The sequence below is a fragment of the Geminocystis sp. GBBB08 genome, assembly GCF_016743215.1.
GTDB lineage: Bacteria > Cyanobacteriota > Cyanobacteriia > Cyanobacteriales > Cyanobacteriaceae > Geminocystis.
In genome coordinates this window covers 1-14,053 of the sequence record NZ_VRZC01000030.1, presented here as the reverse complement: position 1 = coordinate 14,053, position 14,053 = coordinate 1, and the positions used below count along the sequence as shown (strand labels likewise).

11 protein-coding genes and 4 pseudogenes are annotated in these 14,053 nt (G+C 33.5%); 11 read left to right on the top strand and 4 right to left on the bottom strand.

Going from position 1 to position 14,053, the window contains the following annotated elements:
* A complete protein-coding gene (locus FWJ34_RS06045) occupies positions 1–579 on the bottom strand; it encodes a DUF4126 domain-containing protein (RefSeq protein WP_308254421.1) in 579 nt (192 codons plus the stop codon).
* 127 nt (positions 580–706) lie between these two features.
* Here FWJ34_RS06045 and pdxA point away from each other — a divergent pair, with 127 nt between their 5' ends.
* The 3 genes from pdxA to FWJ34_RS06030 all read left to right on the top strand — a co-directional run bounded on the left by pdxA (position 707) and on the right by FWJ34_RS06030 (position 4,415).
* Positions 707–1,759 carry a 4-hydroxythreonine-4-phosphate dehydrogenase PdxA gene (gene pdxA / locus FWJ34_RS06040; RefSeq protein ID WP_308254420.1) on the top strand — a complete coding sequence of 351 codons (1,053 nt, stop codon included), beginning with the start codon at positions 707–709 and terminating at the stop codon, positions 1,757–1,759.
* 349 nt (positions 1,760–2,108) lie between these two features.
* Complete coding sequence (locus FWJ34_RS06035; RefSeq protein WP_308254419.1) at positions 2,109–3,665, top strand: B12-binding domain-containing radical SAM protein; 1,557 nt, start codon at positions 2,109–2,111, stop codon at positions 3,663–3,665.
* Positions 3,666–4,127: 462 nt separating this feature from the next.
* Entirely contained in the window at positions 4,128–4,415 is a 288-nt protein-coding gene (locus FWJ34_RS06030) for an RNA-binding protein (RefSeq protein WP_308254418.1), read from the top strand.
* 172 nt (positions 4,416–4,587) lie between these two features.
* Here the strand turns inward: FWJ34_RS06030 and FWJ34_RS06025 are convergent, their stop codons facing one another.
* Positions 4,588–5,739: an NAD-dependent epimerase/dehydratase family protein gene (locus FWJ34_RS06025; RefSeq protein WP_308254417.1), complete on the bottom strand. Its 1,152-nt coding sequence runs from the start codon at positions 5,737–5,739 to the stop codon at positions 4,588–4,590.
* 268 nt (positions 5,740–6,007) lie between these two features.
* Here FWJ34_RS06025 and FWJ34_RS06020 point away from each other — a divergent pair, with 268 nt between their 5' ends.
* From FWJ34_RS06020 to dapB, 7 genes and pseudogenes are all read left to right on the top strand, one after another.
* Positions 6,008–7,453 (top strand): DNA phosphorothioation system restriction enzyme, encoded by a 1,446-nt coding sequence (locus tag FWJ34_RS06020; RefSeq protein WP_308254416.1) that lies wholly within the window; start codon positions 6,008–6,010, stop codon positions 7,451–7,453.
* Positions 7,454–7,462: 9 nt separating this feature from the next.
* Positions 7,463–8,020 carry a hypothetical protein gene (locus FWJ34_RS06015; protein ID WP_308254415.1) on the top strand — a complete coding sequence of 186 codons (558 nt, stop codon included), beginning with the start codon at positions 7,463–7,465 and terminating at the stop codon, positions 8,018–8,020.
* A 54-nt stretch (positions 8,021–8,074) separates the two neighbouring features.
* A pseudogene (locus FWJ34_RS19545) lies at positions 8,075–8,356 on the top strand (pentapeptide repeat-containing protein); the annotation flags it as partial.
* Positions 8,323–8,406, top strand: a pseudogene (locus FWJ34_RS19540) (hypothetical protein); the annotation flags it as partial. The pseudogenes FWJ34_RS19545 and FWJ34_RS19540, both read left to right, overlap by 34 nt.
* Positions 8,381–8,671 (top strand): annotated as a pseudogene (locus FWJ34_RS19535) (pentapeptide repeat-containing protein); the annotation flags it as partial. The pseudogenes FWJ34_RS19540 and FWJ34_RS19535, both read left to right, overlap by 26 nt.
* 175 nt (positions 8,672–8,846) lie before the next feature.
* Complete coding sequence (locus FWJ34_RS06005; RefSeq protein WP_308254413.1) at positions 8,847–9,257, top strand: hypothetical protein; 411 nt, start codon at positions 8,847–8,849, stop codon at positions 9,255–9,257.
* 444 nt (positions 9,258–9,701) lie between these two features.
* Positions 9,702–10,529 (top strand): 4-hydroxy-tetrahydrodipicolinate reductase, encoded by an 828-nt coding sequence (dapB, locus tag FWJ34_RS06000; protein WP_308254412.1) that lies wholly within the window; start codon positions 9,702–9,704, stop codon positions 10,527–10,529.
* Positions 10,530–11,004: 475 nt separating this feature from the next.
* Here dapB and FWJ34_RS05995 read toward each other — a convergent pair whose 3' ends face one another.
* Positions 11,005–11,202 (bottom strand): hypothetical protein, encoded by a 198-nt coding sequence (locus tag FWJ34_RS05995; protein ID WP_308254438.1) that lies wholly within the window; start codon positions 11,200–11,202, stop codon positions 11,005–11,007.
* 12 nt (positions 11,203–11,214) lie between these two features.
* Between FWJ34_RS05995 and FWJ34_RS05990 the strand changes: the two genes are divergently transcribed.
* Positions 11,215–12,558: a DUF3370 domain-containing protein gene (locus FWJ34_RS05990; RefSeq protein ID WP_308254411.1), complete on the top strand. Its 1,344-nt coding sequence runs from the start codon at positions 11,215–11,217 to the stop codon at positions 12,556–12,558.
* A 379-nt stretch (positions 12,559–12,937) separates the two neighbouring features.
* On the opposite strand, the pseudogene FWJ34_RS05985 reads toward FWJ34_RS05990, so the two are convergent.
* A pseudogene (locus FWJ34_RS05985) lies at positions 12,938–14,053 on the bottom strand (hypothetical protein); the annotation flags it as partial.

Here is a 14,053-nt window from a genome sequence, read left to right as displayed (position 1 = left end):
TCATTCTTTTTTTTCTTTGATTTCAAATCTATTTTTCCACACAGTTGAACTACGCAAAGCAATCCATAATAAAATCATCGCAATTAAACCGCCATTTTGTGGGGCTTTTATAGCAAAAAGTACTAAAAGTGCGGATAAAAAATCTTCTAATAAAATGAAAATAAGAGGAAGTTTACCTAAACGAAAAAACCAGCCTACTTGTACAAATTTTAAAACCAAAGCTAGTGATCCGCCTACTAATCCTAATAACCAAATAGGAGTAATTTGTAACTTTAGATAACGTGCTACTCCGATTGCCATTAACCCTCCCACCAAAGGACTAAATATTAACTGTATAATTTGTAAAATTCTTAAACCAATGAGTTTTTTTGTGCCAAATAATTCAAAAAGTGACCAGCTTGTTAAAATACCCACTATAACTTGCGGATTTAAAGATGACAAAAACGGTACATTACTCCACAATTCATCAATATGTACTAAACCAATAACTAACAATGGTAAACCCATTCTCATACCTCCAGCTGCGGATGCTGATAGTATGGCTAAAATTTGAACTATTGACAGATTTTCTACAATCACAGAATCTATAAATTTGACTACAATAAACTTTTTCAAAAAGTTAGGGAATCAGAAAAAATGAACAGGCAACAGAAAGCTAAAATAAAATTAACTTTTTAGCTACTAGCTATTTTAGACGAAATAAATAATGACTTTGTCTCATTCTCACAAAATTAATCTTGCTATTACATTAGGTGATCCTGTTAGTATTGGACCTGAAATTATCCTCAAAGCTTTAGCTAATCCTATTTTATCCACTCAAGCAAATATCACAATTATTGGTTATCGATTTTGTCTCGAAAAAGCGTATTACGATTTAGAATGTCAAAATAATGCTAATCTAGCACATCCCGATACATTAAATTTTATTGAGATAAATACTTCCTTCGATTTTACTTGGGGTAAAGGTAACTCTGAGACGGGAAAAGCCAGTTTTTTATATTTAGAAAAGGCCATCGAGTTGACTTTAGAGGGTAAATTTGATGGTATTGTTACCGCACCTATTGCAAAATCTTTATGGCAAAAAGCAGGTTACAATTATCCAGGGCAAACTGAAGTATTAGCTCAAAAATCAGGAGTTGAAAAATTTGGGATGATGTTTGTCGGCAAGTCTCCCTATACTGGATGGATGTTACGCACCCTTTTAGCCACGACTCACATTCCTTTAAAATTAGTCTCTGATACCCTTAATTCTGAGTTAATGGATTTAAAACTCGATTTGCTTATTCATACCCTTGAACAAGATTTTAACTTAACTTATCCCCATATTGCCATCGCCGGATTAAATCCCCATAGTGGTGAAGACGGTAATCTTGGCACAGAGGAAAAAGAATGGTTAAATGATTGGTTAGATAATGCAAGAAAACGCTATCCAAAGGCTAAATTAACCGGTTTAACTCCTAGTGATACTTTATGGGTAAAACCTGCTCAAGCATGGTATCATGACCCAAATACTCTTACTGCTGATGCTTTTATTGCCCTATACCATGATCAAGGTTTAATACCAGTGAAATCTATGGCTTTTGATCAAGCTATTAATACTACCATCGGCTTACCTTTTATTCGTACTTCCCCCGATCATGGTACAGCCTTTGATATTGCCGGGCAAGGTATTGCTAATGCTAATAGTCTGATTGCCTCTATTCAATTGGCGATCGCATTGTGTAATAATCGGCAAAAAAGATCAGTTAAAAACACTTAAAATTTTAATTAGGTGATTTCTAATCATAAATATACCTACATGATCCCTCCTAAAGAAGAATGGTAAATTCTTTTTTGGAAACCGCCTAAGTACTTGAACAGAATAAAATGTATCTAAGTAAACCAACGATGCACAGGATAAGGCAATCCGTAACGCAATGGGCAAAGCAATGGGTTTAAACCCCTTGTTACCCGTTGTTACTCTTAATTTTTCTGTGAGGGTTTTTAAACTTACTCTGAATATTTGGCCATCGAACAAAAACTGAATCAACTCTAAAGTTAACTTTTAAAAAATTTAGGTTACAGTTGAGGATAATAAACTAATTTTTAGTAATTAAATCACTTTTTATATGCGCGCTTTATTAATTTATCCCATTTTTCCGCCGACTTTTTGGTCTTACGACAAAATTTTAGAATTAGTTAATCGCAAAGTATTATTACCGCCATTAGGATTGATTACAGTTGCCTCAATATTACCTCAAGAATGGGAATTTAAGTTAGTAGATCGCAATATACGTCCTGTTACAGAAGAAGAGTGGGCCTGGGCGGACGTAGTAATTATATCAGCAATGATTGTACAAAAAGATGATTTAATCAATCAAATCAAAGAAGCAAAACAAAAAGGTAAATTAGTAGCCGTAGGAGGACCTTATCCTACTTCTGTACCTCATGAAGCCGAACAAGCCGGTGCAGATTTCTTAATTTTAGATGAAGGAGAAATCACTTTACCAATGTTTGTAGAAGCCATTAAAAAAGGAGAAAAATCAGGCACTTTCCGCACTACCGAAAAACCTGATGTAACCAGTACCCCTGTACCTCGTTTTGATTTATTAGACTTTGATGCTTATGATTCCATGTCAGTGCAATTTTCTCGTGGATGTCCTTTCCAGTGTGAATTTTGCGATATTATTGTACTTTATGGACGTAAACCCAGAACAAAAACTCCAGAACAATTACTTAAAGAATTAGACTATCTTTATGAATTAGGTTGGCGTCGCAGTGTTTTCATGGTGGATGATAATTTTATTGGCAATAAACGCAATGTCAAATTGTTGTTAAAAGCCTTGAAAGTATGGCAACAAGAAAAGCAGTATCCTTTCCGTTTTAATACTGAGGCTTCCGTTGATTTAGCTGACGATGAAGAATTAATGGAGTTGATGGTAGATTGTTATTTTGATGCGGTGTTTTTAGGCATTGAAACTCCCGATGAGGATAGTTTACAGCTTACCAAAAAATTCCAAAATACTCGTAGTTCTCTCGCCGATGCCGTTGATAAAATTATTCGTATCGGATTACGCCCTATGGCAGGTTTTATTATTGGTTTTGATGGTGAAAAAAAAGGTGCCGGCGATCGCATTGTCAGATTTGCTGAACAAGTAGGTATTCCCACCACAACCTTTGCTATGCTTCAAGCCTTACCGAATACAGCATTATGGCATCGTCTAAAAAAAGAAGGACGTTTAAGGGAAGGAAAAGACGGTAATATCAATCAAACTACTTTAATGAATTTTGTACCAACTCGCCCAGTGGAAGACATTGCGAAGGAATATGTAGATGCTTTTTGGCGATTATATGATCCCCATGCTTATCTCGATCGCATTTATCATTGTTTCTTGAAATTAGGTGCACCCAAAGCTCATCCTCCAGCTAAATTACCTAGTTTAGTTGATCTTAAGGCATTAGCCATCGTTGTATGGCGACAAGGAATAAAAAGAGATACCCGTTGGAAATTTTGGCATCACTTATTCAGTATCATCAAACATAATCCTGCGGTATGGGAACATTATTTAACTCTATGCGCCCATAATGAACATTTTATGGAATATCGAGAAATTGTCAAAGCTCAAATTGAGACACAATTGCAAGAATATTTAAGCCAAGAGGAAAAATCATTAATAGCTTGTTAATTTGCCATTAGATTTTTTCAGAAGTAAATAAAATATAGATTGTTAAGTTAATAACGTAATTTTGATGATCAATATTTGTCTATAAAATTACAAATTGTTATACAAAACTTGATCATAGTTGATCACTTAACTAAAACAATGTTTTACTCAGATCTTGCACCAGTACAATAATACCAATGAAACAAAACGGGAAAAATCAATTTTAGGAGTTTTAAAATCAATTCTGATTACTTTTCCCTCTTCCCTTTTCCCTATCCTCATCGAGAATTGATGATAGAGATGCAAGATCTAAGTTTTAGAGACTTATCCATATGATAAATTTAAAATAGTGTTAATTTGAGGTTTAGTTCGGTAACAGTGTTTGATTCCAGTCTTAAAAGGTTATTCCTCCGGCAGTATGGAAAGATTCATGTCCGTCGTCTCAATTACCAAATGTGTAAATTAAGATTTTGGAGCTAGTTTATGTCCATATATGTAGGGAATTTATCTTACGATGTAACAGAAGAAGATTTACAAGCCGTCTTTGCCGATTACGGTCAAGTTAAGCGTGTATATTTACCTGTCGATCGTGAAACAAAAAGAATGCGTGGTTTTGGTTTTGTGGAAATGTCTAACGATAATGAAGAAGAGAAAGCCATTGAAACTTTAGATGGTGCTCAATGGATGGGGCGACAAATGAAAGTCAACAAAGCCAAACCTCGAGAAGAAAATAATGGAGGTGGCGATCGCCGAAAAAATTTCCGTAACTAATTTTTTGCGGTTATTTGTCATCGGTTGATAAAAAGTAGATAAGTAAAATTAAGATTATTTTTTTTACAATCTAGGAAAACAAGGGGTTTAAACCCCTTACTTAGATACAATTAATTTTGCTAGAGATTTATTTACTAATAACCAATGACTAATGACTAATGACAGATACTACTTATCTTCGCCAAGAAACTTTTGGTAAAACTTGCTCTAAATCAATTCTGTTTTTATATTTAGTTGCAAAATTAAGTAAAGAATCAAGGAGAGAATCAGAGAGATAATGAGGTTTTAAGCCCAAATCTAATAATTTAGTATTTTTAGCATTAAAATAGTGTTCTTCTAACTCAACCCGGGGATTTTCAAGGTTATTTACTTTCACTTTTAAGCCGATAGTTTCCCCTGCTTTTTGTACCATATGAGCTAAATCACTGATACTAAATAATTCAGTAAACTGGTTAAATACTCTGAATTTTCCCTCTTGAGCTGGATTTGCTATGGCTAACTCCATACATCGTACAGTATCACGAATATCCAGTAAACCACGAGTTTGACCACCTTTACCATATACTGTTAAAGGATGCCCTATAGCAGCTTGAATACAAAAACGGTTTAAAGCAGTACCGAAAACACCATCATAATCAAGACGGTTAATTAATAACTCATCCATGCCCGTTTCCTCTGTCAAGACACCATAAACAATGCCTTGGTTTAAATCAGTAGCACGAATACCCCAAACTTTACAAGCAAAATGAATATTGTGGCTATCATGTACTTTACTTAAATGATAAAAACTGCCGGGTTGTTTCGGATAAGGTAAAATATCTTTACGACCGTTATGCTCAATTTCAATATAACCCTCTTCAATATCAATATTTGGAGTACCATATTCCCCCATAGTGCCTAATTTGACAAGGTGAGAATCAGGAAATTCCTCTTTTATAGCATAGAGAATATTTAAAGTACCTACCACATTATTCACTTGGGTAAATACAGCGTGTTCTCTATCAATCATAGAATAAGGTGCGCTCCGTTGCTCACCAAAATGAACAATAGATTCAGGCTCGAATTTACGAAAAGCCTTAATTAAGAAATCGTAATTAGTAATATCACCGATAAATAATTCAATTTTTTTCCCTGTCAACTCATACCAACGTTGAATACGTCTTTGAATAGAAGCGATAGGGGTTAAAGTTTGTGCTCCTAATTTATCATCCCAGTGACGACGAGCCAAACTATCGAGAATAGCTACCTCATAGCCTTTATTTGAGAGATGCAAGGCAGTCGCCCAACCGCAGTAACCATCTCCACCTATTACTAATGCTTTCATCTTTAATATGTTTTTAGATATAACTAGAGGTTAATTTACCAATTATCGGACAAAAAAGATCACTTTAAAGCATAAAAAAAATTTTTTATTTCTCTAGGAGAATCAAGATATTTTATTTAAAAAACATTTTTAAAAATATTTTAACCGAATCTTAATACAATCTTAATATTAACTATAGATTAGTATAAATAAGTAAGCTATATTCTTAAATTAAATTCAAATAAGAAATCGATTCTAAATTTTAAATATTTGACACCATCAAAATTCTATGATCAAGATTAATTGGGATAACTTAGTTAAAAATTATCAAGAAAAAAGTAGTTATAAATTAGCAGAAAAAAAAGCTAGTTATCATTATTATAATTCTTCAGATGCCATTCCTATTTTACCAAAAAATTTAATCATCAGAGACTATCAAAAAGAAGCGGTAATTAATTGGTTTAAAAATCGAGGAAGAGGTACATTAAAAATGGCAACAGGAAGCGGAAAAACTATCACAGCTTTAGCTATAACAACAGAATTATATGAACAAATAAATTTACAAGTTTTATTAGTAATTTGTCCTTTTCGTCATCTAGTTTTACAATGGGCAGAAGAAACAACAAAATTTAATTTACAACCAATTTTAGCCTTTGAAAACATTAATAATTGGCAAAGTGAATTATCAAGACAACTTTATAATATTCATCATAATAAGCAAAAATTTTTAACTATTATTACCACAAATTCTACTTTTATTAGTGATGGTTTCCAATCTCAAATACCATTTTTACCGGAAAAAACTTTAATCATTGGTGATGAAGCACATAATTTAGGAACTCCTCGTTTATTGTCGTCTTTACCTGCTACCATTGGTTTAAGATTAGCATTATCAGCAACCCCTGAAAGATATTTTGATGATGATGGCACAGACTTTCTAATTAACTATTTTGGTAAAGTTTTACCTCCAGAATTTACCTTAGCAAATGCCATAGAAAAACAAGCCTTAGTTAAATATAATTACCATCCCATTTTAGTACAATTAACCAATATTGAAGCCTTATATTATGCTAAATTAACTAAAAAAATTGGTTGGGCATTATCAGAAAATAATAACCTTAAAGATAATCATAATCTTAAAACATTATTAATCAGAAGATCTCGTCTCATTGCTACTGCTAGTAATAAATTAATTGCCTTGAAAAAATTAATGTCAGAAAGATTAGACATGAAAGCAACTTTATTTTACTGCGGCGATGGGCATATAAATCAAAATGAGCGACAATTGGAAGCCGTTACCAGAATTTTAGGCAAAGAATTAAACTATCGAGTCAATACCTATACAGCCGAAACACCTTTAGAAGATCGGGAAAAGATCAAAAAACAGTTAATATCAGGAGAATTACAGGGTTTAGTGGCAATTCGTTGCTTAGATGAAGGTATAGATATTCCGATGATTGAAAATGCGGTAATTTTAGCTAGTAGTAGTAATCCTCGGCAATTTATTCAACGGCGAGGAAGAATTTTGCGCCCCTATGACGGCAAAAAAGAAGCAACTTTGTTTGATATGATTGTGATACCGCCAATATTAGAGCGAGAAATTTGGGAAATTGAGCGTAATTTACTGAAAAAAGAATTAAGAAGATTTATCGAATTTGCTAGTTTGGCTAATAATGCAGAAGAAGCAACAAAAATTCTCACAATTTTACAACAGGAATTTAATGTAATATATTAGTTATCAAAAATGCTATCTAATTTATCTTTTTATATTATCTGTGGTGGGTTTCATCCTCATTATTTTAATATTAATTTTTTTAACTATTTAACTACTATAATTAACGATATTAGTCCAGAAAATACTATTTTTATTACCGGAGATAATTTTCAACCTTATGATGGTTTAAATATTTATAAATATATTCTAAAAAATAAAGCAGAATTGTTCAAATATAACTTGACTTTTATCGGATTTAGTGCCGGAGTAGTTGGTTCAATTATAGCAGGAAATTTGTGGAAAAAAAAAGGGGGAAAGGTTAACACCTTATTGGCTTTTGATGGTTGGGGAGTGCCTTTAATTTCTTCTAATTTTCCCTGTTATCGCATCAGTCATGATTATGCCACTCATCTCATTTATTTAGGAGGAGAAAAAAATGCTTTTTATGCTTTTCCTCCTGTGCCTCATCTCAAATTATGGAGTTATCCTGAAAATATACAAGGTTACTGGGAGATAACATCAGGCATCAAAAAAAGAGCAAACTTAACAGATTTTATCAAGTTTTGCCTGAAAAAAGACGGACATTAAATTATAATTATCAATCATATTCAAAAATCAGATCAATCAAAAATTATCTTTAATATGACTAATTTATTAGACTATGATTTATCTCAAATTCGCAACGGTGAAATTCAAAATTTGCAAGGAATAAACTTAAATGGATGTAATCTTTCGGGGGCAAATTTAGCCAAAGCTGACTTTTCAGGTAGCACATTAATGGGGGCGAATTTAACAGGGGCAAATTTACAAAATTCTATTTTACGTTGTAATTTAAGAGGTGCAGATTTAACAGGGGCAAATTTACAAGGTGCAGATTTAAGAGGTGCAGATTTACGAGGTGCTATATTATTATCAGCACAAGTAGAAAATATCAGTTTAGCCGGTGCTTTCTTAGCTGGAGCAATTTTAACTAATTTAGATTTATGTGATGCGGATTTACGAGGCACAGATTTGCGAGGTGCAAATTTGCAAGGTGTAGATTTACAAAAAGCAGACTTAAGTAATTCTAATCTAAGGGGTGCTGATTTATCTCACAGTAATTTAGAAGAAGCTAATTTAACTGGTGCTATTTTAGAAGGAGTAAATTTATTTCAGGCAAATCTATTGTGTGCTATTGTTGATCACAATGCCTTAAAACATACTTTTAAACAGGGAGTTTGTATAGAAGGAATTTTTTGAAACCGTCAGAAATGGGCAACGGGCTTACTTTGGACAAAATGCGATCGCCTTTTATTTGACTGATAGAGTGTTTATATTCTCATAACTCCTAGGGGAATGCTATATAATAATTTTGACTCGGTAATAACAGCCGAAATTGTTATCATCAATACTTAAAGATAAGGATTATTTTATCATGGGATATGCCAATGTTTTTAGCAAATTAGATCAAGATATATCAAACCAAATTAAAAATTTACAAGCAAAACAACAAGAATTAATCGAAAAGAAAAAAAATTTATTGGCTACTAAACAAAAAATACAGGGTTTTCTTACAGATGCTCAAGAAATTAAAAAGATTTTAGCATCTCAACCAGAATTAATTAAATCCATTGAAAGTGAATTAAGTAAAATTTTTACCACCGATAGTCAACCTAAATTACCGATTAAGAAAGAAGCACATTTACTCACCAATCTAGAGTATCCTTCCACCGAAATCAAAGATAACAATGTTTCGGTAAAATCTAATAATCTTGACTCTGAGGAAGAAGAATCCCTTAAAACTTTTACATTTCTTGATACTCAGGGAAAAAATACTTCTTTTTAATTCTCGATATTTTATCGTTCATTTTTAATCGTTAAGTAGGTAAGTAAAATTAATACTACATTTTACTTTTCTCAAATCCATAATAACAATAATGGTTAACAAGGAGTTTAAACCCCTACCTTGTGTTGCCTATATACAATTAATTTTGTCTAGCACTTATATTTATTTTATTTTTGCAAAGCATAATTTGACATTTTCAAGATAGGTATTCTTGCTAGAGGCAGTAAGTATCCTGTTTGATCAGATTAGTCACCTTGATTGGTATAATAATGGCTAATATAGCCATCGTTAATCATTTGTGAGTAATGATTTAATTAGAGATCAACAATGTTTTTTTATTTATTTAATCTTAACAATTGACTTCTATAAAATAACCTTCACTCAAAATTTTGACATTTTTAAATGAATTGCTATAGTTTTTACTTTTTATATTGAGATTTATCTATGAGTCAAGAAAATTTAATTCCCGTTGTTGTTAATGGCGCCGCAGGAAAAATGGGAAAAGAAGTGATTAAAGCGATCGCCTCTGCCGATGATATGATTTTAGTCGGTGCAGTGGATCAAAATCCGACATTATTAGGAAAAGATATAGGAAAAGTGGCAGGTTGTGGAGAATTAGAAATTCCTCTTGTCAATGACTTACAAAGCGTTTTAGTCTTGGCTACCCAATATAAAATACAAGGAGTGATGGTAGATTTTACCCATCCCGACAGCGTTTACGAAAATGTTAGAAGTGCCATAGCTTATGGAATACGACCTGTAGTTGGTACAACAGGACTATCCCCTGAGCAAATTCAAAATTTAGCTGATTTTGCCGATAAAGCAACAACAGGAGTCTTAATTATTCCTAACTTTTCCATTGGTATGGTATTAATGCAACAAGCCGCCCTCCAAGCCGCACAATATTTTGATCATGTAGAAATAATTGAATTACATCATAATCAAAAAGCCGATGCCCCTAGTGGCACAGCGATTAAAACTGCCGAGATGTTGTCAGATTTAGGCAAAACCTATAACCCCCAATTAGTAACGGAAACTGAAAATTTAGCTGGTGCAAGAGGTAGTATTTGTGGGGATAATATTCGTATTCATAGTGTGCGTTTACCCGGTTTAATTGCCCATCAAGAAGTAATTTTTGGCAACCAAGGAGAAATTTACACCTTACGTCATGACACCAGCCATCGCTCCTGTTATATGCCAGGAGTATTATTATCTATACGCAAAATTGTCGAATTAAAATCCTTAGTTTATGGTTTAGAAAAAATCCTCTAATTAGGAATGAGAAAACTAAGATACTAGAATATTCGGAGATTATAGGGTAAGAGAGAGGAGAATAGAGGAAATATTATTTTTCCTTTTGCCTAATCTCATCAGGATACTTTTTTCCTAACTCCTAATTAGGGTTTGCTGTTGGAAATCAGAAAACTATCAAAATCAATGGTTGAGACATAATACATCAACAAAAAAGTTCGCAGTCTTAGTAATTTTCAGTCAAAAACTTCAGGTTGCAGGTTGACTTTGTTACGGGTTAATAATTGCCAGTTTAGATTAATTACTTAATTTAATTTTGATAAAATCAATTTGAATAAGTTTTTTACCAATTCTTTACCTAACACCTAATACCTGATACCTAACACCTAACACCTAACACCTGATACCTGATACCTAACACCTGATACCTGATACCTAACACCTAACACCTAATACCTAATACCTATCCTCATCAAAATACTATGAGAGGCAACCCCTAATTATTAATTGTTAACCACCATTCGCCTAAATTCATCACATCTTGGTGAATATCTTTAAGTTGAATTAAATATTCATCAGGTGAAAGAAAAGGTTTATTTTCCTCTAACTTTTTTAATCTTATTTGTGCTAAAAGCCATGGTTTAGAAATACCGTCAATGCTTTCAATATATTTTGCTAAATCTTTACTATTTATCGAAGTCATTTTATGTTTGAACTATTACCCTTTATTCTTCCTGTTAATCCTACCATTTTTTACAGTCAAAATAATATTCAAAATAGTGAAATAATTACTCAAGAAAATAACATTTTACGCCAGTTACCCGGAGAATTAAATAAAATTCCCGTATTTAATAGTAATAGCCCAGAATTAGTATTAGGTGAAGGAATCTTACTCTCTACTTTCCCTAAAGATAACAAAACTCACCCTGAAGCACACTTAAACTTTGGTTTTCAAGGAAGATTCGATATTTTTGCTCATCATGTAGCTAAACGATCCACAGAAGATGATCAAAGAACTTTATACTTAGGCATCATTATACATAATCCTACCTCCGAAACTGTAACCATTAAAACATTTGAAGGAGCAAGTTATTTAAGTCAACCCGATGCACCTTTTATCACTTTACCCTCGAAAGTAGAAGGAAGTAACACTTATGCAGGACCTGGTAGTCGAGTTATGGGAGATATTTTGCAAAAAAAACGTCAAGAAATCTTTCCTCCAGAAATAACCCTACCAGCAGGAGAAAGTAAAATGTTACTAAATTTACCAATTCCTGTACAAACTTTAACCCCCCCTATTAATGGACGTTCTACTTATATGAGATTATATAGTAGTGGGCTAGTTTATGTTGCTAGTTTAGCCATGTATCAAGATGGAGAAAACAACCCTCCCAGCCTTGAACAATGGCAAGAAGTTTTAAAAAATCAACCTTTATCCTCTCCTCGTGACTTAGCGCCTACTCCCCCCGAAGCCGAAGGTAAAAGAATTTATGGCAGAGTTGCAGGAGTTTCTCAGGGTGATTTATGGAAAACTGACTTAACCGATTCTCCTTCAAGCCCAATTCTAAGTATTCCTAATTCTGGGGAGGCTTTTTCTTACCCTTTAAGCACCTTAATTGGTGGTACATTGGGAATAAATCAAATTCAGACTGCCCCCATGTTGGCGAGATACCCTGATACTGCCTACAGTGCCCACGGTAATTATGGGGTACAATATAGTTTAACTTTGCCTTTATTCAATCCCCATAATCAGAATAAAACTGTCAATATAGCCATTTCCACCCCCATCAAACAAGATACTCTTGGGGTTAAATTTTTTAATCCTTTACCAACACAAACTTTTTTTCGGGGCTTGGTACAAGTTAAATATAATGATGAGAATAATATTCCTCGTTTAAGATACTTTCATTTAGTGCAAAAAAGAGGAGAAAAAGGAGAAAATTTAGTCACGATAACTATGTCTCCTCAATCCCAAAACTTAGTATCTGTTGATTTTCTTTATCCTCCTGATGCTACACCCCCTCAAATTTTAACGGTAACAACAGAATAGTTTTCATGATTTATCTTAAATGTAAAAAGAGGACACCCGTTAAGTGCGACTTGAACTGGTCATTTTGATTACGACACCCTGTCGTCTGGTGATTTCTACCACTAGCCCTTGTGGAAAACACTCGTAAGAGTATTGATTTTATCAAAATTAAATTAAGTAATTAATTGATCTAAACAAAGAAATTGTTAACCTGCAACCTGCAACCTGTCACCTGAAACCTTATCCTAACAGATAATTTATGATCAAGGTGGAAGATCTGAGTTAAACAAAAAAAGAGAGACGCTGATAAATACCAACGCCTCTACTTTTTGATGTTCAATTTTCTTAAAAATCCTAACACCCTAATAAATTAAGGGCATTAGAGATTATTGAAACTTAATTATATAAACGCAAAGTTAGCACCAACGGGAACTATAGCATTAGTAGAAGTTGCTATGATGGTGTTATTAGCAGCCCAGTTACCATCAGCATCAAATAATAACTGTTTAGTATCTGTAGCAAAAGCAAAACGAGTATTACTTAAGTTTAAGGATTGAATGTTTGCTAAAGTATCAACAATGATTACAGAGCTAGTATTAGTTGCTCCTGCCTTATTAGTTACAGTAGGAGCAGTACCAGCAGTAGGGGCACCTTGATAACTAGCAGAAGTTAAGCCAAAAATATCTTCATTGGTGACAAAATCAGCTACACTATCAACACCTTCATTAGTAAATACAAAGGTATCTTTACCTGCACCACCAGTTAATACATCGTTACCGGCTTCACCAACTAAGCGATCATCACCTGCACCACCAGTTAATACATCGTTACCCCCACCACCAATAAGGGTATCTTTACCTGCACCACCAGTAAAGTTATCAACACCTGCACCACCAGTGATATTATTATCGCTGTCACCATTAACAACAGTAACAGTATTAACACCAGTACCTACATTAATCGTATTAGTACCTTTTCCGAGAATAATGACTGTATCATCACCTTCAAGAGTAGTAACAGTATTTTTACTAGTACCATCAAGACCATTAATAGTAACTGAATTGTTACCACCTTTAGCATCGATAGTAATTTCACCTTTACTGGTAACACTGATTACATCTTTATTGACACCACCAGTAATGCTGTTGATACCATTTCCAGTTATGGTTACAGTATTTTGCTTATTTGTACCAGCATCGCCAACGCTTACGGTATTATCACCATTACCAGTAATTTCAACGGTATCGGCACCCCCTAGGGTAGTAATAGTATTTTTACTATCACCATTAACAATGACGGTATTTATACCAGCACCAGCAGTAATGATATTTTCACCTTTTCCTTTTATGTTGATAATGTCATTTCCGTCAAGGGTAGTAACAGTCTTTTTACTAGTGCCATCAAGACCATCGATAGTAATTTCATTATTACCACCTTTAGCATCGATAGTAATTTCACCTTTACCGGTAACACTGATCACATCTTTATCGACACCGCCAGTAATGCTGTTGATACC